The following is a 21,637-nucleotide window of genomic DNA, read 5'->3' as shown; positions in this document are numbered from 1 at the left end:
CCTACGACGGAAGTCGGTGGCCGCGATCGACGAACACGTCACCGGAGAGAACCGGCACACATCGGCTTTCACCGACCTCGGCGGCAACCTCGACGTCGGACGCGTATCCGGCGGCGATCAGCTCTCGGCCGGACGCGCACTGCGTCAGCGCGGTCCCCGCCCGCTCCCGGACGGTGTGCCACGCCGCAGCGGCCATCTCCGCTTCCGGCGACATCGACAGTTCCGGGCGGAGGCTTCCGAGCACGTCCAGCACCGCGCCCGCACCCCACACGTCCTCGACGGCCGGCCGCAGGGTCCCGTCCGGCCAGCGCTCACCTGCAGCAATCACCGCCACCGTGGAACGCTGGTCGTGGTTCTCCGCGATCCACTCCGCGACCGCGCGCGCATTGCGCAGCGATGCGCCCACGCAGACCCCTGCCGCGGCGGCCAGTGAGTAGGCGATCGAGGAGCCGTTGGGTGAGGGCAGCACGAGGCGCGTCAGACCACGTGCGCGCCGAACGGTTCCCGGGGACAAGCTCACCGCACCGGCGGCCGCGTCACTCCGGCCGACCGCCAACACCGCTCGGTGCTGCGCCGCGTAGGCGGTCGCGGAATCGTCGCGCCACCTGTAGGGCAGCACCTCGACGCCGAGATCGACGGCCACCGACAGCGTCGTCGTGAACGACAACACGTCGACGACCACCGCGACGCCGGCATCCTGGCCGATCGCCGACGCCCCCGACGGACCCCAGTCGAAGCGGACAGCCCAGTCACCTTGCCGATGAGCCGAATTCACCCGACCATCCCCGACCGAAGTGCCCGGACGGCCTGGTGGGAGGTCTGCCTGTCCGTGGTCGAGACCACCTGGATCACCTTGATCACTGTGCCGGCCTCCTCGTTCTACCTGTGCGATCGGCGGGCTGTCGACCGCACCCGCGGTTCCCTCGGCCGCCGATCGGTGGGCGCCTCCCGCTCGCGGGTCCGTGTCTGTGCCGGCCGGCGTGCACCCCGCCCGGGATCGGTGGGGGTCCGCTCGACGCGGGCACGTCGAACGGGTGGCGCCTTCGGCGATTCGGTCGGGCTGCCGAACACCGTGCGCATCCACCGGCTACCGCCGCTGTGGAGCGAGACGACCGCTTCGGGTTCGCGGAGCGCGGCGTGCGCGATGAAACCGAACATCATCATCGTGGTGATCATCGAGGTGCCGCCGGCGGAGATGAGCGGGAGTTGGAGGCCGGTGACGGGAATGAGGCCGACGACGTAGGCGATGTTGATGAAGGCCTGGAGCACGATCCAGGTGGTCGATGCCGCCGTGAGGATGCGCAGGAACGGGTCGGTCGAGCGCTGCGAGATGCGCATCCCGACCAGGAGCACGATCGCGAAGAGCACGACGATCAGGAACGCGCCGAGGAAGCCGAGTTCCTCACCGATGACCGCGAAGATGAAGTCGTTGTGCGACTGCGGGAGGTAGCTCCACTTGGCGTCCGACTGGCCGAGACCCTTGCCGAACAATCCGCCGCTCGCGAGGGCGTACTTGGCCTGGATGGTCTGGTAGTTCAGGCCCTGCGGGTCCATCGTCGGATTCATGAATGCCTTGATCCGATCGGAGCGGTACCCCGCGGTCAGGCCGAGGACGATGGAGGCCACGCCGCCGGTGATCGTGATCGCGGCGACGGTACGGGTGCGGAATCCGCCGAACCAGAGCATCGCCATGAGGATGATGCCGATGGTGATCATCGTGCCGAGGTCGCGCTGGAGCACGACCAGGGCCATGACCAGGACGCTCATCAGCGCCAGCGGTTTGAGCGACTTGTTGACGTCGATTCCCGCGGAAAGGTACGTCGCGAGGAGATGCGCACACCAGATGGCCAGTGCGACCTTCGCGAACTCCGATGGCTGGAAGGAGACTCCGGCGACGACGAACCAACTGCGGGCGCCCATCTGCTCGACGCCGATGCCCGGGATGAGGACCAGGACCAGGAGGACACCGGCGATGCCGAGCAGCCACGGGGCCAGCGCCCGGATCGTCCGGGTGCTGATGCGGACGATGGCGATGAACGCGACGATGCCGATTGCGGCGTAGAGGGCCTGCGGCAGGAACCGCGCATAGGGCGATCCGGACGAAACGAACGACTCGACGCTCGACGACGACAGCACCATCGTCAGGCCGACGGTGACGAGCAGGGCCGTCACACTGAGGATGACGTGGAAGTCGAACAGTGGCCGCGCCGACCATACCCCCAGTCGGGTCATCGGGGAGCGGTCCGCCCCGCCCTCCCGGGGGACGCGGTCCCGTTTCCTGCCGCGGGAATCCCCAGGATGGGGGCCTCCCGTGCGGGTTCGTGCCCTGTCCCCCGCCCCGTCCCTCTCCGACTGTGCTCTCACGCCTCCATGATCCCATGGGCCCCACGCATCACAGGGACGTGCGGATCGGGTGCACCGCGATCCGGCAGGGTCACGGTGCAGCGGGCAGCCGTCAGAGCGGCGCGGTTATCGGTGCCTGCGGCGCACGGGTGACGGTGGTGGCCCCGGTCGACAGGTAGTCGGTGATCGCGGTGTCGACCGTGGTGTTGCCGCCCTGGATGGCCGCGCCGTGGTCTCCGCCCTCCACGGTGACCAGGTGAGCGTCCATGTCGTGGGCGAGCTGGACCCCGCCGGCGTAGGGGGTCTGCGGGTCCCGCAAGCCCTGCAGAACCAGGGGCGCCGTGGCCAAACCCTTGTTGCCGAACTCCGGTAGCGCGGTCACCGGCGGTGCGCCGGCGCATCCCGGGCCGGCACTGTAGCCGTAGCCGACGGCGTCGAACAGGTCACCGGTGACGAACGTCGAGAAGAGCCAGCCAGGGAGACGCTCCGGGCGGGGCGCGACCGAGTTCTCGTTGCACAGGACCAGCGCCTGCATCAGCTGGGCGCGCACGATCGAGTCGAGCTGGTCGGCGGTGACGTCACCCGACACGCCTTCGGGAAGTGCCCCGATGCCGTCCCGGATGACGCGGGCGACCATCGGCCAGTTGTTCCGGGCGGGAAGCGCCTGACGGGTGAGGGCATAGATGCTCGACGCGGACTGGGTGTGGGCCGGATCGCCGAGACGCCGCAGGAAGGCTTCGAACTGCACCCGGGCCGGACCGGTCAGGTCGACCCCGGCCCGGTACGCGGCGGCGACGCTCTCCAGGCCGGGTGGGACGTCTCCGATCCCGGCCGGTGGGGGCGCGAGGGTGGGGTTGCCGCCCGCTTCCTCGACGATGCGGTCGGACCAGCGCTGGTACACCTTCAGCGGCGTGTCGCCCAGGCCGTACGTCGCGTCGTTGGCGGCGATCCAGTCCATCAGGTCGTAGAAGCGCGTCTTGTAGCCGTCGTTCTGATGCCACAGGACGTCGTTCCAGAGCCAGTCGTGATCGACCGAGGAATCGAGCACCATCCGCCCCGTGTGCTGCGGGAACAGGGTGGCGTAGGTCGAGGCGAGGATCGTGCCGTAGGACAGGCCGTAGATGTCGATCACGTCGACACCGAGCGCGAGCCGCACCTGCTCCCAGTCGCGGGCGGTGTTCTCCGTCGTGATGTGCGCGGTTGCGCCGGGTGCCGCCCCGTCGCACGCCAGACGCGCCGCACCACCCGAGAATCCGACGTTCATCGCGGCCGACAGCTCCGGGGTGACGGCGCATTCGACGCCGCCGGCGTGCGTGAGACCCCGGGGCTGTACACCGATGAAGTCCCACTGCCGGCGGATCTGCTCGGGAAGTGCCTGCGCGATCATGCTGTTGGACCCGATCGCGTCGCCGCCGGGTCCACCGGGATTGGTGAACAGCACGCCTCGTCGTGCGAGCGGGTCCTCGGCGCGGTGCCGGGTGACCAGGACGTCGATCGATCCGGCGGTCGGATTCGCGTAGTCGCGCGGCACCGTCACGGTCCCGCACTCGTCGGTGCCCGGATCGAGCGCGTACTCGGCGGGACACGGGCCCCACGCGAGTGAACCGTCGGTCGGGTCCGCGGCGGCCGACGGTGCCGCGACGGACCCGAATCCGATCGTCACACCGATCGCGACGGCACCGACGCGAGCACTCCGCCGGCTGCGGGACCGAAACTTCCGAACACTGCTCCCCGAATTCAGCACATCCAGGACCGTAGTTCGCGGGTCCACGTTCCGCGAATCCAATCGGCGCCAGTTGGGCGCCCGGCGGTTCCGCGGTGTCACGTACCGGGACGTACCAGCCCGGTCTCGTAGGACAGGACGACGGCCTGGACACGGTCGCGCACGCCGAGTTTGGCGAACACGCGGCCGACATGGGACTTCACGGTGGCCTCGGACAGGTGGAGGCGCTGGGCGATCTCGGAGTTCGACAGGCCCCCCGCGACGAGGCACAGCACCTCGCGTTCGCGGTCGGTGAGCACGTCGAGCATCGCCGGGTCGCGGGACGGCGGGACGTCGTCGCTGATGAACCGCGCGATCAGCCGCTTCGTGACCCGCGGTGAGACGACCGCGTCACCGGCGGCGACGCTGCGGATCGCCGACACGAGGTCCTCGGGTGGGGTGTCCTTGAGGAGGAATCCGCTGGCCCCGGCGCGCAGCGCGCCGAGGGCGTGCTCGTCGACGTCGAAGGTGGTCATGACCAGCACCCGGGTGGGCCCGCCGGCCTCCAGGATCCGCTCGGTGGCGGTCACCCCGTCGACCACGGGCATCCGCACATCCATCAGCACCACGTCCGGCCGCAGGTCCGCGGCAGCCTCGACGGCACCGGCGCCGTCCGCGGCCTCCCCCACCACGACGATGTCGTCGTGGGCGTCGAGGACCATGTTCAGCCCCATCCGCATGAGTTCCTGGTCGTCGACGAGCAGCACGGAGATGGGCACCCGACGAATCTAGTGGGTGGCGAGGCCCGGGCGCATCGTCATTCGTCGGGGTCGAGTGGGATCGCCGCGCGCACGGTCCAGCCACCGTCGGGCCGACGTCCCGCCTCCAGGGTGCCGCCGAGCACCGCGACACGTTCACGCATCCCGACAAGGCCGTTGCCGGAGCCGACGATCCGCTGGCGGGCCGCGGCGGTCCCGTAGCGGGTGCTGCCGTTGTCGACGACCTCGACGAGGACGTCGCAGTCCCGGCGCGCGACGTGCACCCACGCCTTCGGGTTCGAACCCGAATGCCGGAGCACGTTCGTCAGCGACTCCTGCACCAGCCGGTGCACGCCCAGGCTGACCGACGGACTGACGTCGTCGATGGCCCCCGACTGGACGAGTTCGACGGCGAGCCCCGCATCGCGCATCGTCTGCACCAGGCGGGCGAGGCCGGCGGTGCCGTGTTGCGGCATCTCGTCGGGGGTCTCGGGCGAGCGCAGCAACGCGACGGTGCGGCGCAGCTCGGACAGTGCCTGCCGACCGGTGCCGGCGATGTTCGACAGCGCCCGCTCCGCCTTCTCCGGATCCCGGTGCAGTGCGTACGACGCACCGTCCGCCTGCACGATCATCACGCTGACCGCGTGCGCGACGACGTCGTGCAGCTCGCGGGCGATGCGGGTCCGTTCGGCGTAGACGGCATCCTCCGCCCGCCGGTCCCGGTCGAGTTCCGCGATGGTCAGGCGCGCGGCGACCTCGTCGTCGTAGGCGCGCCGGGCACCGAGGAACTCGGCGAGGATCCAGGACAGCGTGTAGGCGAGCGCGGAGAGGATCCCGATGAGGACCGCGTGCTGATTCAGCAGCACGATCGACACCACGGTGTCGGCGACCAGTCCGACGACGTAGCAGGCGGCGGCACGGCGGCCCACGTAGGCGACGAGCGTGTACAGCGACACCGCGAGCGCGAACACGCCCGGGTGCGAGTTCTCGGCGACGTCGCCGGTCGCGTACAGCGTGACCGTGCACACGATCGACATGACGAGCACGACGGTCGCGGCCGTGCGGGGGTGTCGGCGCCGGCACACCAGCGGCAGGCACAGCCCGGCGCCGGTGACGACGTACAGGACCGGCGCCGTCTGTCCGATCGCGGACGCGATCTCGAGCGCGAACAGCAGCCCGGCGAGCATCGAGTCCGCCACCATGGGCCGCTCCCGCAGCCACAGACTGAATCTCCGCACCGTCAGCAGCCTAGGGGGCACGATCCCCCGGGCAGGGCGGCCGATCCCGTTCGAGGAGTCGGGCCCCCCAGACCGCAGACTAGGCTGGGCCGGTGATCGTCACCCACGGCGCGGTTCCGCGCGCAGTCGCGTCCGACCATCCGGTCGACGCCGAGTTCACCGATCTTCCGCTCCGCGCGCTGGCCGCGGCCGCCCTGTCCGCGGCCCGCGCCGCCGGCGCCGAGCACGCCGATCTGCGGGTGCACCGTCTGGTCACGCAGTCGCTGCGGCTGCGGGACGGCAAGGTCCAGTCCGTCGACGACGGCGTGGAGGCCGGGTTCGCGGTGCGGGTCGTGGTGGACGGGACGTGGGGGTTCGCGTCGCATGCCGAACTGTCCCCGGCGACCGCCGCCGCGGTCGCGGCGGAGGCGGTCGAGGTGGCGCGGGCGCTGCGGTCGCTCAACCGGGAACGCGTCGAACTGGCTCCGGAGCCGGTGTACGCGGACGCGACATGGGTCTCGGAGTATCGGACCGATCCGTTCGCCGTGTCCACGTCGGACAAGGTGGCGCTGCTCGGCGACTGGTCGCGGCGCCTGCTGTCCGCGCCCGGGGTCGACCACGTGACCGCGAGCTGCCTGCAGGTCAAGGAGCAGACGTTCTACGCCGACCTCGCCGGGTCGACGATCACGCAGCAACGGGTCCGGCTGCATCCCGAACTCGAGGCCACCTCGGTGGACGCCGACGCCGGCACCTTCGAGACGATGCGCACGCTCGCGCCGCCAGTCGGACGCGGCTGGGAGTACCTCGGCGGCGACGCCGGCTGGGAGTGGGACGCCGAGCTCGCCGAGATCCCGGGCCTGCTCGCGGAGAAGATCGCGGCCCCGAGCGTCGGCGCGGGCCCCACCGACCTGGTCATCGACCCCACCAACCTGTGGTTGACCATCCACGAATCCATCGGTCACGCAACCGAATACGATCGCGCCATCGGCTACGAGGCAGCGTACGCGGGCACCTCGTTCGCGACCCCGGACCTGCTCGGCACCCTGCAGTACGGCACCCCCCTCATGCACGTGACCGCCGACCGCACCGAGACCCACGGGCTGGCGAGCGTCGGCTTCGACGACGACGCGGTCGCCGCGCAGCGCTGGGATCTGGTCCGCGACGGCGTCCTCGTCGGCTACCAACTGGACCGGGTGTTCGCGCCCCGGCTCGGACTGGAGCGGTCCAACGGCTGCTCGTACGCCGATTCGGCCCATCACGTGCCGATCCAGCGGATGGCGAACGTGTCGCTGCAAGCCGACCCCGCCACCGACAGCAGCACCGCCGACCTCATCTCCCGGGTCGAGGACGGCATCTACGTCGTCGGCGACAAGAGCTGGTCGATCGACATGCAGCGCTACAACTTCCAGTTCACCGGCCAGCGCTTCTTCCGGATCCGGAACGGTGAGCTCGCCGGTCAACTCCGCGACGTCGCCTACCAGGCCACCACCACCGACTTCTGGGGGTCGATGGAGGCGGTCGGCGGGCCGTCGACGTGGCGGCTCGGCGGCGCGTTCAACTGCGGCAAGGCCCAGCCCGGACAGGTTGCGGCCGTCAGCCACGGCTGCCCGTCGGCGCTGTTCCGCGGCGTCAACGTGCTCAACACCCGGACGGAAGGCGGACAGTGACGACCAGCGGAGGGCCCACGGTGATCGCGGCGCAGGACCTCGTGGAGCGGGCGCTCGCGCTCTCCACCGTCGACGAGGCGATGGTCCTCGTCACCGACGCCGGTGAGGCGTCGCTGCGCTGGGCGGGCAATTCGATGACCACCAACGGGGTCTCGACGTCCCGGTCGTGGACAGTGCTGTCGGTGATTCGCTCCACCGACGGATCCGCCAGGGTCGGTGCCGTGACCTCGTCCACCGTCGACGCCGATTCGGTCGCCGACGTGGTCCGGGCCGCGGAGGCGGCCGCCCGCGCCGCGCAGCCCGCCGAGGACGCGATGGCGCTGCTGACCGCCGACGGTGCCCCCGGCGCTGACTGGGCCGACGGTCCGGCGACCACCGGTGTCGGGGTGTTCGAGGGCCTGGTCCCCGGACTCGCCGACGGCTTCGCCGGCGCCGACCGGCTGTACGGGTTCGCGCACCACCAGGTGCATACCACGTGGCTGGGGACCTCGACGGGGATCCGGCGCCGCTTCACCCAGCCCACCGGGTCGATCGAGATCAACGGCAAGCGCGGCGACGCCAGCGCGTGGGTGGGCACCTCGAGCCTCGACTTCACGGACGTGTCAATCCCCGGACTGCTCGCCGACCTGGGCACCCGACTGGACTGGTCGGCCCGCACGGTCGCCCTGCCGGCCGGACGGTACGAGACGGTGCTGCCGCCGTCGGCGGTGTCGGACCTGATGATTCCGCTGATGTGGGCGATGGAGGGCCGCGGCGCGCAAGAGGGTCACACCGCGCTGTCCCGCCGCGGCGGGACCCGTGTCGGCGAGCGTCTCACCGACATCCCCCTGACCCTGTTCTCGGATCCGCACGCCGACCGCCTCGGGTACGCCCCGTTCGTCGCGACCACCTCGTCGAGCGACACCCTGTCGGTGTTCGACAACGGTATGGATGCCGCTCGCGTGGACTGGATCCGGGACGGCACGATCAACGCCCTCGCGTATCCGCGTGCGGCCGCGGCCGAGTTCGGCGCGCCCGTCGCCGTGCCCGGCGACAACCTGCTGCTCACCGGCGGCGGCGACGCGTCCCTCGACGACATGGTCGCGCGCACCGAACGCGGACTGCTGCTGACGACGCTGTGGTACATCCGGGAGGTCGATCCGGCGACGGCACTGGTCACCGGGCTGACCCGGGACGGGGTGTACCTCGTCGAGGACGGCGCGGTCACCGCCGCGGTCAACAACTTCCGCTTCAACGAGAGCCCGCTCGATCTGCTGCGCCGCACCACCGAGGTGGGTGCCACCGAGCCGACGCTGCCGCGGGAATGGAAGGACTGGTTCACCCGGACCGCGATGCCGCCGATGCGGATCCCGGACTTCCACATGTCCTCCGTCAGCCAGGCGCAGTGAGGTTTCCGATGGCCACGATCTCGAACGACGACCGCTGCCCGTGCCTGTCGGGCGAGCAGTACGGGTTGTGCTGCGGACGCTTCCACCGCGGCGACGCCGAGGCGCCGACCGCGGAACAGTTGATGCGCTCGCGGTACGCGGCCTTCGCCGTCGGCGACGCGGCGTACCTGCTGCGGACCTGGCATCCGCGCACCCGGCCGGCGCGGTTGGACCTCGACCCCGAACAGGTGTGGCGGCGCCTGGACGTGGTGGCGACGGCGGGCGGCGGCCTGCTCGACACCACCGGCACCGTGGAGTTCGTCGCGCACTACGTCGATCACGGCGAACGCGGCTCGATGCGCGAACACAGCACGTTCGTCCGCGAGGACGGACGATGGTTGTACGTCGACGCCGTGCAGTAGGCGCTCGGATCACCTCTCGAGAACAGGACCCACCATGCGTTTCGGACTCTTCGTGCCCCAGGGTTGGCGACTGGACCTGGTCGGGATCGACCCCGCCGAGCAGTGGCGGGTGATGCGTGACCTCGCACTGCGCGCCGACGCGGGGCCGTGGGAGTCGATCTGGGTGTACGACCACTTCCACACCGTCCCCGCACCCACCGACGAGGCGACGCACGAGGCATGGTCGCTGATGGCGGCGTTCGCGGCGGTCACCGAGCGGGTACGGCTGGGTCAGATGTGCACTGCGATGAGCTACCGCAACCCCGCGTATCTCGCGAAGGTCGCCGCCACCACCGACCTCATCTCCGGCGGCCGCGTCGACATGGGCATCGGCGGCGGCTGGTACGAGCACGAGTGGCGCGCCTACGGGTACGGGTTCCCCTCCGCCGGTGAGCGGTTGGGTCGCCTCGACGAGGGCGTCCAGATCTTCAAGCAGGCATGGACCACCGGCAGCGCCACCCTCGACGGCAAGCACTACCAGGTCGACGGCGCCATCGTCCGACCGCTGCCGCTGCAGGACGGCGGCATCCCGCTGTGGATCGCGGGCGGCGGCGAGAAGGTGACGCTGAAGATCGCGGCCCGGTACGCGCAGTACACGAACTTCACCGGCACCCCCGAGGCGTTCGCGCACAAGTCGCAGGTCCTGCGCCGACACTGCGCGGAGGTGGGCACCGACTTCGACGCCATCACCCGGTCCGCGAACTACAACGTCGCGATCGGCCGCACCGAGGCCGAGGTACGCGACCGGCTCGAGGCACTGCGGGCGCGCCTCGAGCCCATCGTCGGGGCGGAGAAGGCCGACGCCTCGCTGGACGCCTTCCGCGGCATGCCGGCCGTCGGCACCCCGGAGCAGATCGTGGAGAACCTCACCGCGCTGAAGAAGCAGGGCCTCGAGTACGCGATCTTCTACGTCCCCGAGGCGGCATACGACACGTCCGGTCTGGAACTGCTCGAGAACGAGGTGCTGCCGCACCTGAGGTGAGCGAGTAGCGTCCACGGCAGAAGGCTCTGCTGTGAACTGGTGGGACGCGGACGGCTACTGGCTGTCGCGGCTGCTCTTCAAGGAAGCGCTGGCCGCGATCTACCTCGCTGCGTTCCTGGTGGCGACCCATCAGTTCAAACCACTCATCGGCGACCACGGCATGCTGCCGGCGCGGCGATTCCTCGACGCGACGCGCTGGCAGCGCGCACCGAGCATCTTCCAGGTGCGCTACTCCGACCGACTGTTCGCGGCCGTCGCGTGGACCGGCGTGGGACTGTCAGGGCTGGCGCTGCTCGGGTTGATCGACCGGCTGCCGCTGCCGCTGTCGATGCTGGGGTGGCTGCTGCTGTGGGGGCTGTACCTGTCGATCGTCAACATCGGGCAGCTCTGGTACAGCTTCGGGTGGGAATCGCTGCTGCTCGAGGTGGGACTGCTGGCGGTGTTCCTCGGAAACTGGGACACCGCACCACCGGTGCTGACGTTGCTGCTGCTGCGGTGGCTGCTGTTCCGTCTCGAGTTCGGCGCCGGGCTGATCAAGATCCGCGGTGACCGCTGCTGGCGGGACCTGACCTGCCTGTACTACCACCACGAGACGCAGCCGATGCCGGGCCCACTGAGCTGGCACTTCCACCACCTGCCGAGGCCGCTGCACAAGGTCGAGGTGGCCGGCAACCACTTCACGCAGCTGATCGTGCCGTTCTTCCTGTTCGCGCCGCAACCGGTGGCCGGTGGCGCCGCCGCGATCATGGTGGTGACCCAGTTGTGGCTGGTGGTGAGCGGCAACTTCGCGTGGCTGAACTGGCTCGCGATCGTGCTGGGGCTGTCCGTGCTGCCCGACGGGTTCTGGGAGTTCGTGCTGCCGGTCTCGTCCCCGTCCGGTGTCGCGTCGGCCCCGGTGTGGTTCGCGGTGCTGGTGACCGCCGTGACGGTCGCGGTCGCGGCCCTCAGCTACCGCCCGGTCCGGAACATGTTCTCGAGTCATCAGATGATGAATGCGTCGTTCGATCCGTGGCACCTGGTGAACACCTACGGCGCGTTCGGGCACGTCACCAAGACCCGGCACGAGATCGTCCTCGAGGGCACCGCCGACGCGACCGCGAGCGCGGACAGTGAGTGGCGGGCCTACGAGTTCAAGGGCAAACCGGGCGACCTGGGCCGACGACCGCGCCAGTTCGCGCCCTACCACCTGCGGCTGGACTGGCTGATGTGGTTCGCGGCGATCTCCCCCGGCTATGCGGCGCCGTGGTTCGGCGGGCTCGTCACCCGCCTCCTCACCGGCGACGCCGACACACTGAAACTGTTGCAGAACAATCCCTTCCCCGACCGGCCGCCGGTCTACGTGCGGGCCCGGATGTTCCGCTACCGGTTCACCACCCGCGAGGAGCATCGCATCACCGGGGACTGGTGGGCGCGGTCGTTCGAGGTCGAGTTCGTGCCGGCGGTGTCGCTGCGGCAGGTGCGGTGAGATGCCGGCGGCGTCAGTGGCCGGGGAGTGCGTCCGGTTTCTCGGCGATGATCTGGACGAGGTTGCCGCAGGTGTCGTCGAAGACGGCGACGACGGCCGCGCCGATGTCCGTCGGCGGCTGGGTGAACACCACACCCAGGCCGGTCAGCCGGGCGTGCTCGGCGTGGACGTCGTCGACGGCGAACTGGACGAGCGGGATGCCGTCCTCGACCAGGGCGTCCCGGTACGGTTTGACCGCCGGGTGACCGGACGGCTCGAGCAGCAGTTCCGGCCCGTCGGGGACCTCGGGTGAGACGACGGTCAGCCACGACGCGTCGCCCAGCGGAATGTCCCGGTGCTTCGTGAACCCAAGAACATCGGTGTAGAAGGCGAGCGCGGCCCGCTGGTCGTCGACGAAGATGCTGGTCAGCTTGATTCTCATGGTTCGCTCCTGGAGTCGTTGGGCCAGCGCCGGGCGATCTCGGACAGAGGCCCCGGGTCGAAGTAGTGGAACTTGGACCGCCCCCGCCGCTCGGTCACCACCAGCCCCGCGGATTCGAGCACCGCGAGGTGCTGGGAGATCGCCTGGCGCGTGAGGCCGAGGCCGTGCCGGGTGGTGAGCAGGGAACAGATCTCGAACAGGGTCTGCCCGTCGCCCGCCGCCAACTCGTCGAGGATGACGCGGCGGGTCTCGTCGTCGAGAGCGCGATAGACGTCGGCCACGACGCCACTATAGGCAAGTGCCCACTTGCATATCAAGCCGGTTTGTCGGTGCCGTGTGGAACTGTCACCACCGGCAAGGGGTCGCGTCGAACGCGGCCGCGACGAAGACGGGGGTTCGAGGCGTCCGTGGGGGATCTTGTTTCCGCGACCGTCCTGGTGGCGGTGGCCGCAACGATGGCACTGTGGGTGCGGCGCCTGATCCGCAGCCCGGAGACCCGGGCCGACTACGCGGCGACCGTGCGTGCGCTGCGCTGGTGGATGATTCCGGGCGCCATCGCGCAGGTGACCCTGGTGGCCACCACGTTCTGGGCCGTCATGACCGTCGCACCGGTCACCCGGTTCGGCTGGTGGAGTGCGGTCGGTGGATCCGGCAACATCGCCTTCGGGCAGACCGGCCGGGACGGTCTCGGGTGGACACTCACGGCGGTGGCCATCCCGGCGATCCTGGTCCTGCTGATACCGGTGTTCGCGCACAACGAGGAGCGTATGTTCCGGGAGGGTGCCGAGACGTGGAGTCGTGGTCGCCGGATCCGGACACCGGTCGTGTTCGGCCTCGCCCACCTGATGATGGGGATTCCGATCGCGGCGGGTGTCGCACTCGCAGTCAGCGGGATCTACTACCAATGGGTGTACTTGCACGCGGTACGGCCGCGCCGGCCGGAGATCGACGCCCTGTACGCGCAGTCCCGGTCGGCGACGGAGGCGCCGCCCCCGGAGGAACCCTGTCCCCCGCTGCCCGTCGGCGCACCCTACGATGCCGGCGAATGGGATCGGGTCCAGGCACTGCGAGCCGAGGTGCGGGCGCGGAACTGGCAACACCGCCGGGACCGTGAGGACGGTGTCGACGAGGACCTCCGGCGGCTGTGGACGCAGCGGGCCGCGGTCCGGGCCCCGGCGGTGCGGACGGCGGCCGCAGCCCACACCGCATCCAACTGGCTGCTCTGCGGAGTTCTCGCCGTGCTCGTCACCATCGACCTGGTGATCGCTTGAGGCTCGCCGCGATCGCGGGGGCCGTCGTGCCGGGGCGGCCGATCGAGCGTGGTCAGAGGATGCCCAGCCGCATGTTGATCGGCCAGGTGACGGTGCGCGTGGCCAGGGGGTCGCCCCACAGGTCCGCGAGGTCCGCGGCGAATGCCTGCAGGATCTCGGGGCGACCGGCCTCGTCGACCCGCCGGACCGCGGACCACGTCGAGACGTAGCCGAGCAGTTCCGCCAGCGTCCAGGTCTTCGTGATCTGCATCGGCGGCGGCGGGTACTGCTCGAAGGGAAAGTCGATGTCGGCGTACCCGCTGTCGACGAGTGCGCGTTCCGCGGGCCAGTACGGCCCGATCTCGCGGTGGTAGAAGCGGTGGAACCGGTCGGCGAGCTCGGGTTCGAGATCCATGACGCCGTAGCTGATCAGCGCCAGGACTGCGCCGTCGGCGGCGACGCGCCTGACCTCGGCGTAGAACGCGGGTCGATCGAACCAGTGCGCCGCCTGCGCTGCGGTGATCAACGACGCGCTGCGATCGGCGACGGGTAGCCTCTCGGCCGGGGCCTGCAGGTACCGGATGCGTTCGTGCACAGGGGCGTTCGCGATCTGTTCGGCGCTGGGGTCGAGGCCGACCGTGGCGGTGAAATGGTCCGCCAGTTGCGCGGTGAGTTGCCCGTTTCCGCATCCGACATCGACGGCGAGATCCGTCGCCGGGGCCAGCGACGCCAGGAACATCGCGAGGCGGTCCGGGTAGTCGGGACGGAACCGCGCGTAGTCCCGTCCACCGCGGTCGAACCAGTTCGTCGTCGGCCGGGCGCCGAGCGGGCCCGTCGCGAGATCCTGGTCCCGTCGGCGCTGTCGGACCCGGTCGATTCTGTCCGCGAACCCCGTGCGCTCCAGGGCGCCGGCGGTATCGGCGAGGACCCGGCGCAGTGGATGCCCGGTCTCGGTCTCCAGATCGGCGATCGCGGCGAACGTGTCCTCCCAGTGCGGCACGAGCCGGTCGACGAGCGCGCGTCCGGCCGCGGTCAATCGCAGTCCGCTCTTCCGTCCGTCGGCGAGTCCCGTCCGCTCGATCAGGCCGTCGTCGACCATCAGCGCGACGGTCTGACTGACCGCCCCCTGCGTCACGTGCGACCGGGCGGTGATGTCGGTGACGGTCGCCGCCCCGGCGTCCATCGCCCGCAGTATCGGCGTGTACCGGGGGCGGTACGCGATACCGAGGCGCCCGTACGCCTCCTCGGCGCCTCGATCGACGAGTTCACGGACGTACCGGAGCAGCTCTCCGAGGCCGGGAGACGGCGGAATCTCCATGACCGGATATTACATGAGCACTAATGGACATGCGCGGCATCAACCGCCTGACCAGCACCGGAACACCAGGCGCGACACCAACTCACGCTAATGGCAGTTAGCGCCGTCATGGAGCGCGCGGCGCGGGGTGGATGTTTCCGGGTGGCAACACGCGGCTCCGGCGCGACCGGGCCGGAGTCGCAGGGGCGATTTCCGCCCCCTGTCCGCGTCGGGAGCCCTAGGAGACACCTGGCAGAGTTCCGTCACTGTGACAGCGGGCGGCGGCCCGGAGAACGGGCGTCCAGACCTGTCGGTATCGCTCGGTAGGCTTCACCCCGTCGGACGACGAGAGGAGCACGGGTGTGAGCGAGCAGGGCGACATCGTCGTGTCCGCACCCGCGCTGCCCGCCGTTCCGGAACGCTCGACGCCTCGGGCGGTGCCCGAGACGGAGCCGGCCGCCCCGGTGCTGTCGGCGTCGGCGGAGGCGCGGATCATGGCGGCCCTGGAGCAGCGGCACGCGCCGTCGACGGTCCGGAACTACCGGGGCGACTGGGACAAGTTCCGCGCCTGGTGCGCCGAGCGCGGACATGTGCCGATGCCGGCGCACCCGCACACCGTCGCCGACTACCTCACCGAACACGCCGACCGGCGCACCGACACCGGGGACCGTGTCTACGCGACGAACACCCTCACCCGCTGGGTGGCGTCGATCAACTACTGGCACCGCGCCTGCTCGCGCCCGGCCCCCGGCGGCACGCAGATCGTCAAGGACACGTTGGCGGGCATCCGCCGGACGTACGCCGCCTCCGGGGAACGCCCCACCAAACGGGTCGCGCCCCTCCTCGGAGACGAGATCAGCTACATCCTCGCCACCATGCGCGAGAACGCCGACACCTGGCAGGACCGGCTGCGTGAACGCCGCGATTCGGCGGTCATCCTGCTCGGATTCCTGGGGGCGTTCCGTCGCTCCGAGTTGTCCGGCCTGCAACTGCGGGACATCACCCTGCACCCGGAGGACGGACTCCACATCCTGGTCCGGAGGTCGAAGACCGACCAGATCGGCGACGGCATGGTCAAGGCCACGCCGTTCGCCGTCGGGCACCGCGCCTGCCCGCCGTGCGTGTACCGGCGCTGGCTCGACGTCCTCCTCGCTCACCATCAGGGTGGCCGTGCCGCTATCGCCCAGCTACTCGATGACCCGGGCGCGTTCCGCACCCACGTCTGCCATGCCCCCTACCCCGATCTCGATCCCGGCGTGGCGGCCTCGCCGGTGTTCCGGCCACTGCGCGTGAACGGGAACATCGGCGCGGCCGCCCTGACCGGGCAGGGCATCCACGGCGTGATCCGGCGAGCCGCCACCGATGCGGGTCTGACGCCCGCCAAGATCGCGAAACTCGGCGGGCACTCCCTGCGCGCCGGGTTCGTCACCCAGGCGTTCCGCAACGGCGCCCAGGCGCACGAAGTCATGCGGCAGACCGGGCACAAGAACCCCGCCACCCTGGAAATCTATGCGCGCGAACACAATCCGCTCACCGGGAATGCGGTCGCCGGCTTCGACCTGTAGTGCGGGGCGCAGACCTCCCGGGCACCCGGCACCGTCAGTCGAGGATGGCCGTCGCCTCGATCTCGACGAGGACGTCCGGTTCGAACAGGTAGTCCACGCCGATGAGCGAGGCGGGCGGCATGGGGGACGGCAATCCGATCTCCGCGGCGACCCGTTCGACACCGGCCATGACCTCGGAGATCTTCTCGGGCCGCCAGTCGGTGACGTAGAAGGTCAGTCGCAGGACGTCGCCGAACGTCGCGCCGGCGGCGCCGAGCCCGGCTCCGGTGTTGCGCAGCGCCTGGGCAACCTGCCCAGCCAGATCGTCCGGGGCCACGGGGGTGCCGTCCGCGAGGCGGGCGATCTGCCCCGCGACGTGCACGTGCCGGGTACCGGTGCCGATCGCGACGTGGTGGTACGGGGCGGGTCGGGTCATGCCGGCAGGGGTGGTGAGATACCGAACGGTCATCAGTGCTCCTCGCACATCGATCCAATGAGGTATCTCAGTGATACTTGGTAACCGAAGGACACTTCAACGAGACTAGGTAGCGTGCGCGATACCACCGACATCGATTCCGGCGAGCTGACCGTCACCCCTCCGCATCGTGAACTTCTCGATCAGGTTCTCGACAAGTGGTCCCTGGCGGTGCTCAACGAACTGTGCGACCACCCGAGCCGCTTCAACGAACTACGCCGCGCGATCCCCGCCGTCACGCAGAAATCGCTGACCGCGACACTGCGCCGCCTCGAACGCAACGGGATCATCGTCCGGGAGGTACTCGACGGCCGACCCATCGCCGTCGAGTACCGGATCACCCCCCTGGGTAAGACGTTGCGGCACCCCGTCGACGTCCTCCTGGCCTGGGCCGATGCCCACATGCCGGCGATCGAGGATGCCCGCACCCGATTCGACGACGAAGGTGACGGCTGAACCGTCGGGTCCCGCCGAACTACATGGTCGTCGACCCGAAGATCATGCCGAGCGGCACCAGGATCGCCGCGGCCGCGATGGCCAGTGGATTCCCGGCGGTCATGCCGTCGCGCAGCCAAATCCCGATCTGAGCTGCAATGTCGTTCGATCCCATGATGTGCCTTCCCCTAGGTACTTCAGAAATGTCGTTGAACACCCTGTGAATCGGCTCGTCTCCCGGCCGCGTTACTTACGTCACCGCCACCCCCACCGTCCCACGGCGTCCGCGTCGAATCAGACTGCCCTTGACGCCGATCCAGCCGAGGATGCCGTACTTGCGGGCGATCGCCGCGCGAGCCCGGTCGGTGCCGGCGTCGTCGAGGATCGTTGCGGTGGCATCGATCTGCGGCCCCTTGGGGTTGCCGCGCGCGTCGCACGCGGCCACGGTGACCCGGGGGTTTCGCCGGATCCGCTTGACCTTCCACGAGTCCGTCACCGTCCACATCAGCAGTCGGTCGCCGTCCATCGCCGCCCACAGTGGGGTCGGTACCCCCGAACCGTCCTTCCGGAAGGTCGTCAGCAGAACGTATTTCGCGGCACCGATCTCGCTCAGTGTGGTCATGCCCGCCAGGGTACGTGGGATACGGGACCGAACGTCACGCGATGACTCAGCCCTCGAGCTGCTGCGTGTCGTTGTCGAATTGCTTTCCCAGAACGCTGTTGCCGAAGAATTCCTCGCGGCCCGGCCTGAAGTCGGTGAGGCTGGCGAGGATCTCCTCAGGGACAACGTGGCCTTCCGCTGGTCTCAGTGCGTTACAGGGGCTTTCGAAATCGAGGCTCAGCCGCGAAGTGCACGGGCGACGTCGATCCGCGATGTTCTGACAGCAGGCCACGCCAGCGCCAGGCACGTCGTGAGCACGGTCGCGACGGCAAGACCACCCAGCATCGGCCAGGGCAGGCCACTCACGACGCCGCCGATCGATGTCCGCGCGCCGACGGCGATGGTCCAGCACGACACCAGGAGCGTGACGAGACCGAAGAGGATCGCGGTCGCCGCGTAGATGACGCCCTCGTACACAGTGGAGCGGGCGATCACTCCGGGACGCGCCCCGGCCGCGCTGACGAGGGCGGCGTCCCGACGACGCTCGCGGCCGACCAGCGCGATCACGGCGAGCCCGCCCACCCACGAGACCACGAAGACCCAGCCGAGCACGACGAGCACGTCGTCGAGTCCGGTCGACCCGCCGGGCATCGCGTTGCCGATCACCATGAAGATGCCCACGATCGACAGCGCCAATGCGAACGGCAGCACGGTGGTGACGCTGCGCGCCGCACGGTCGCGGCAGGACTGCACGGCCAATCGCCAGGCGACATCGGTCGCCGGCACCACCGCGGTCCACAGTCTCATCAGCGGCGTGAGTACCCACGGCCCCATCAGGAGCAGCAGACACACCAGGAACAGATTGCCGGCGAAGGCGAACGCGGTGCGCTGCTCGAGTCCGCTGAGTTCGAAGCCCAGACCGGGGATCCACATGCCGACCACACCGGCGAGCAGGCTCAGTGCGAGGATGCTGCGGCCGATGCCCGGACCGGCACCCGGTTCCGTCGTGTCGCGGAAGGCGCGCATCTCGGGGGTCCTCGCCGCGCGTCGAGCCGCAGCCCACCCACCGATCAGGCAGGGCACGACGCCCGCGACCAGCGTCACGCCGACGTACCACGGCGCGAATCCGACATGGGCGCCGTGCAGGTCGAGACCGGTGTCGGTCCACTGCCCCAGCGCCACGCGGGCCACCACGACTGCAAGCGGCAGCGCGAGCAGACCGGCAATCACTCCCAGGACCAGCAACTCGGTGACGAGCACGCGGCGCACCCGGCGCCGCGGGATGCCCACGATCACCCACAACGCGTGCTCACGACGCTGCGTGGTCAGAGTGAGCCCGACGGTGGAGGCGACGACGGCGACTGCAGCGAGGACCGTGAAGAAGACGATGTTGCCGCCCAGGGCGATCGACGCCTGGGTCATGTCGGCGTCGCCCGCGGCCTGCGTCGCACCGGTCGCGGTGAGCATCGCGATCACGGCTCCGGCGCCGCACGCGCCACCGACGGTGGCGCACAGGACGGTCCACAGCCACATCGCGGACTGGCTGCGGATGTCGGCGAGGACGAGGCGGATCATGCGAGCACATCCACTGCGGAGGCCTGGGCGTCGAGGATCGCTTCGCTGACGGCGTGGCCGTCCCCGCCGGGAAGCATCGTGTGGACGCGCCCGGAACCCATGACGACGACGTGGTCGGCACGGGCCGCGGCATGCGGGTCGTGGGTGACCATCACCACCGTCGTGCCCTGCGCGGGCAGGGCCTGCAGCCAGTCGAGTACCACCCGGCCCGACGCGAGGTCGAGCGCTCCGGTGGGCTCGTCCGCGAACACGATGCGCGGGCGATTGGCGACGACGCGGGCGACGGCCACGCGCTGGCGTTCACCGCCCGACAGCCGGTCGGGTCGACGTCCGGCATGTTCGCGAATGCCCAGTCGGTCCATGGCGTCGCGGATCCGGGCTCGCGGCACCTTGTGACCGGCGAGGCGGGCCGGAAGCGCAATATTCTCTTCGACCGACAGCGAGCTGACCAGGTTGTACTCCTGGAACACGAAACCGATGTGCTCGCTGCGAAACGCTGCGCGTCTGCGGGCGCCGAGGGAACCGAGGTCGGTGCCGAGCACCTCGACGGTGCCGCCGGTGGGCACCTCGAGGCCGGCCGCGCAGAAGAGCAGGGTGGATTTGCCGGACCCGGAGGGACCGACGATCGCGGTGAGTCGGCCATCGGGGATGTCGAGATCGATGTCGTGCAGCACTCGGGTGGAGTCACTGCGCCTACCGGGAGCGGGAAAATCCATGCGCAGGCCGCGCAGCCGGACACAGGGGGCGGTGGTGGGGGCGTCGTGTGGCATGAATCCATTCGATCGGTTTCACGCCCGGCAAACACTGGTGCTGCCTCCCCTGGAAGGTAGAGCGCGCACTACCTTCTCGGACCCCGGCGTCTGGCAGAGTTCGATGCCATGTCGTCCTCACGCTTGGGCCGCCGGGTGGTGCTGGAGATGGCCGCCGCGGCGCTCCTACCGTTCCTGCTGGTCGGTGTGGTGTTGGTGCCGCTGCTGCCGATCACCGCGGTGGTGGTCGCCGAACTCGACCGCATGCGCGCCCGCGCGTGCGGCGCGGCGAGCGAGCCGCTGCGTCCGAGGGACGAATCGTGGTGGCGCTGGATTCGCGCACGGGTGCGGACTTCGGGGCTGTGGCGCACCGACCTGCCGGTGTTGCTGGTGGCCGTCGTGCTGTCGGTGTTCTCGCTCCTGATCGCGTTCTTCGGCTTCATCGGCGCGTTGGCTCTCGTGTTCTCCCCCGTGTTCTGGGCGTTCGGTATCGCAGCGCAGGCGGGTCCGTTCATACCCTCGTCGGCCGGGCAGTCGGTCGCCGCGGTGCCCTTCGGGTTCGTGTTGGCGGTGGTGACGGCGGCGTTGTTGGCGGGAATCTCGTCGCTGCGCGACGTGACGCTGCTCGGCTTCTCCACACAGCGCGACCGCGATCTTCAATCCCAGCTTCGCGACCTCCGCAGCAGTCGTGCGTCGTTGACCGAAGCGTTCGAACAGGAGCGGCGGCGCATCGAGCGGGACCTGCACGACGGAGCGCAACAGGACCTCGTCGCGGTCGTGCTCAGTCTCGGCATGCTGGAGGCGGCCGCCGAGTCCGGCGCCGACAACGAACGCCTCAGGGAATTGGCCTCGCGTTCCCATGTTCAGGCCGAGCGTGCGCTGGAACGGTTGCGTGAGACGGTGCGCGGCATCCACCCTCGGGATCTGAGCGATCTGGGTTTGGTGGCGGCCGTGCGCGAACTGGTGTCCCGATCGCCGCTGTCCGTCGAGTTCGTGACGGAGGGCGACGACTCGTCGCTGTCCGCCCCGATCGCGGGCGCGATGTACTTCACGATCTCGGAGGCGCTCACCAACGTCGTCAAACATGCCGGGGTCGACCACGTCCGAGTGGAGCTCCGCTGCAACCCCGATGGTGTGACGGCGAGGATCGTCGACGAGGGCGGTGGCGGCGTCGAACTCGGTGAAGGACGTGGCACCGGGCTGATGGGTCTGCGGGAGCGGATGCGCAGTGTCGGCGGCGAGATCCGGGTGGTGAGTCCGGCCGGTGTGGGAACTACGGTGGTGGTGACGGCCCCCGCCGAACCGCCGTGGTGAAGATTCGGATCCGA

The 21,637-nt window shown here is 69.9% G+C and carries 22 protein-coding genes; 9 read left to right on the top strand and 13 right to left on the bottom strand.

The features are described from left to right. Position 1: 1 nt before the first annotated feature. From IJ15_RS0103595 to IJ15_RS0103570, 5 genes are all read right to left on the bottom strand, one after another. Positions 2–775 carry a 2-phosphosulfolactate phosphatase gene (locus tag IJ15_RS0103595; protein WP_031936977.1) on the bottom strand — a complete coding sequence of 258 codons (774 nt, stop codon included), beginning with the start codon at positions 773–775 and terminating at the stop codon, positions 2–4. 104 nt (positions 776–879) lie between these two features. Beyond that, positions 880–2,232 carry a putative lipid II flippase FtsW gene (gene ftsW, locus IJ15_RS0103585; protein ID WP_197059731.1) on the bottom strand — a complete coding sequence of 451 codons (1,353 nt, stop codon included), beginning with the start codon at positions 2,230–2,232 and terminating at the stop codon, positions 880–882. A 223-nt stretch (positions 2,233–2,455) separates the two neighbouring features. Next, a complete protein-coding gene (locus IJ15_RS0103580; RefSeq protein WP_407983993.1) occupies positions 2,456–4,006 on the bottom strand; it encodes an alpha/beta fold hydrolase in 1,551 nt (516 codons plus the stop codon). Between the two features lie 158 nt (positions 4,007–4,164). Beyond that, the gene (locus IJ15_RS0103575) at positions 4,165–4,824 is read right to left on the bottom strand and encodes a response regulator (protein WP_031936974.1); all 660 of its coding nucleotides are present in this window, start codon (positions 4,822–4,824) and stop codon (positions 4,165–4,167) included. A 38-nt stretch (positions 4,825–4,862) separates the two neighbouring features. Then, complete coding sequence (locus IJ15_RS0103570) at positions 4,863–6,041, bottom strand: sensor histidine kinase (RefSeq protein ID WP_031936973.1); 1,179 nt, start codon at positions 6,039–6,041, stop codon at positions 4,863–4,865. 92 nt (positions 6,042–6,133) lie between these two features. Here IJ15_RS0103570 and IJ15_RS0103565 point away from each other — a divergent pair, with 92 nt between their 5' ends. The 5 genes from IJ15_RS0103565 to IJ15_RS0103545 are packed head-to-tail and all read left to right on the top strand — an operon-like array spanning position 6,134 to position 11,962. Beyond that, complete coding sequence (locus tag IJ15_RS0103565; RefSeq protein ID WP_031936972.1) at positions 6,134–7,687, top strand: TldD/PmbA family protein; 1,554 nt, start codon at positions 6,134–6,136, stop codon at positions 7,685–7,687. Positions 7,688–7,707: 20 nt separating this feature from the next. Further along, a complete protein-coding gene (locus tag IJ15_RS0103560) occupies positions 7,708–9,075 on the top strand; it encodes a metallopeptidase TldD-related protein (protein ID WP_031936971.1) in 1,368 nt (455 codons plus the stop codon). Between the two features lie 8 nt (positions 9,076–9,083). Beyond that, the gene (locus IJ15_RS0103555) at positions 9,084–9,476 is read left to right on the top strand and encodes a YchJ family protein (protein WP_031936970.1); all 393 of its coding nucleotides are present in this window, start codon (positions 9,084–9,086) and stop codon (positions 9,474–9,476) included. Positions 9,477–9,510: 34 nt separating this feature from the next. Further along, complete coding sequence (locus IJ15_RS0103550; protein WP_031936969.1) at positions 9,511–10,497, top strand: LLM class F420-dependent oxidoreductase; 987 nt, start codon at positions 9,511–9,513, stop codon at positions 10,495–10,497. 31 nt (positions 10,498–10,528) lie between these two features. Beyond that, positions 10,529–11,962 (top strand): lipase maturation factor family protein, encoded by a 1,434-nt coding sequence (locus tag IJ15_RS0103545; protein ID WP_031936968.1) that lies wholly within the window; start codon positions 10,529–10,531, stop codon positions 11,960–11,962. A gap of 13 nt (positions 11,963–11,975) precedes the next feature. Here the strand turns inward: IJ15_RS0103545 and IJ15_RS0103540 are convergent, their stop codons facing one another. Together IJ15_RS0103540 and IJ15_RS0103535 are read right to left on the bottom strand one after the other, a co-directional pair. Further along, the gene (locus IJ15_RS0103540) at positions 11,976–12,383 is read right to left on the bottom strand and encodes a VOC family protein (RefSeq protein ID WP_031936967.1); all 408 of its coding nucleotides are present in this window, start codon (positions 12,381–12,383) and stop codon (positions 11,976–11,978) included. Continuing rightward, positions 12,380–12,664, bottom strand: a complete 285-nt coding sequence (locus tag IJ15_RS0103535; protein ID WP_031936966.1) for an ArsR/SmtB family transcription factor — start codon at positions 12,662–12,664, stop codon at positions 12,380–12,382. Before IJ15_RS0103535 ends, IJ15_RS0103540 begins: the two co-directional genes overlap by 4 nt. 126 nt (positions 12,665–12,790) lie before the next feature. Between IJ15_RS0103535 and IJ15_RS0103530 the strand changes: the two genes are divergently transcribed. Further along, a complete protein-coding gene (locus tag IJ15_RS0103530; RefSeq protein WP_031936965.1) occupies positions 12,791–13,654 on the top strand; it encodes a hypothetical protein in 864 nt (287 codons plus the stop codon). 52 nt (positions 13,655–13,706) lie between these two features. Here IJ15_RS0103530 and IJ15_RS25450 read toward each other — a convergent pair whose 3' ends face one another. Further along, positions 13,707–14,951 (bottom strand): methyltransferase domain-containing protein, encoded by a 1,245-nt coding sequence (locus tag IJ15_RS25450; protein ID WP_081880553.1) that lies wholly within the window; start codon positions 14,949–14,951, stop codon positions 13,707–13,709. 341 nt (positions 14,952–15,292) lie between these two features. Here IJ15_RS25450 and IJ15_RS0103520 point away from each other — a divergent pair, with 341 nt between their 5' ends. Then, entirely contained in the window at positions 15,293–16,495 is a 1,203-nt protein-coding gene (locus IJ15_RS0103520; protein WP_031936963.1) for a site-specific integrase, read from the top strand. 34 nt (positions 16,496–16,529) lie between these two features. Here the strand turns inward: IJ15_RS0103520 and IJ15_RS0103515 are convergent, their stop codons facing one another. Next, a complete protein-coding gene (locus tag IJ15_RS0103515) occupies positions 16,530–16,943 on the bottom strand; it encodes a RidA family protein (RefSeq protein WP_031936962.1) in 414 nt (137 codons plus the stop codon). 81 nt (positions 16,944–17,024) lie between these two features. Here IJ15_RS0103515 and IJ15_RS0103510 point away from each other — a divergent pair, with 81 nt between their 5' ends. Further along, positions 17,025–17,405, top strand: a complete 381-nt coding sequence (locus tag IJ15_RS0103510) for a winged helix-turn-helix transcriptional regulator (RefSeq protein WP_031936961.1) — start codon at positions 17,025–17,027, stop codon at positions 17,403–17,405. A 19-nt stretch (positions 17,406–17,424) separates the two neighbouring features. On the opposite strand, the gene IJ15_RS26900 is transcribed toward IJ15_RS0103510, so the two are convergent. From IJ15_RS26900 to IJ15_RS0103490, 4 genes are all read right to left on the bottom strand, one after another. After that, positions 17,425–17,559, bottom strand: coding sequence for a hypothetical protein (locus IJ15_RS26900; RefSeq protein WP_269321469.1), 135 nt, complete (start codon positions 17,557–17,559; stop codon positions 17,425–17,427). Positions 17,560–17,634: 75 nt separating this feature from the next. Next, entirely contained in the window at positions 17,635–18,006 is a 372-nt protein-coding gene (locus IJ15_RS0103500) for a PPOX class F420-dependent oxidoreductase (protein WP_031936960.1), read from the bottom strand. A gap of 216 nt (positions 18,007–18,222) precedes the next feature. Beyond that, positions 18,223–19,560 carry an ABC transporter permease gene (locus IJ15_RS0103495; RefSeq protein ID WP_031936959.1) on the bottom strand — a complete coding sequence of 446 codons (1,338 nt, stop codon included), beginning with the start codon at positions 19,558–19,560 and terminating at the stop codon, positions 18,223–18,225. After that, positions 19,557–20,330, bottom strand: a complete 774-nt coding sequence (locus tag IJ15_RS0103490) for an ABC transporter ATP-binding protein (RefSeq protein ID WP_197059730.1) — start codon at positions 20,328–20,330, stop codon at positions 19,557–19,559. Before IJ15_RS0103490 ends, IJ15_RS0103495 begins: the two co-directional genes overlap by 4 nt. 108 nt (positions 20,331–20,438) lie before the next feature. Between IJ15_RS0103490 and IJ15_RS0103485 the strand changes: the two genes are divergently transcribed. After that, a complete protein-coding gene (locus IJ15_RS0103485; RefSeq protein WP_081880552.1) occupies positions 20,439–21,623 on the top strand; it encodes a sensor histidine kinase in 1,185 nt (394 codons plus the stop codon). Positions 21,624–21,637: the final 14 nt, after the last annotated feature.

It is taken from the genome of Prescottella defluvii (genome assembly GCF_000738775.1).
In the GTDB taxonomy this organism is placed as follows: Bacteria; Actinomycetota; Actinomycetes; order Mycobacteriales; family Mycobacteriaceae; genus Prescottella; species Prescottella defluvii.
This window is presented reverse-complemented; position numbering and strand designations above follow the sequence as displayed.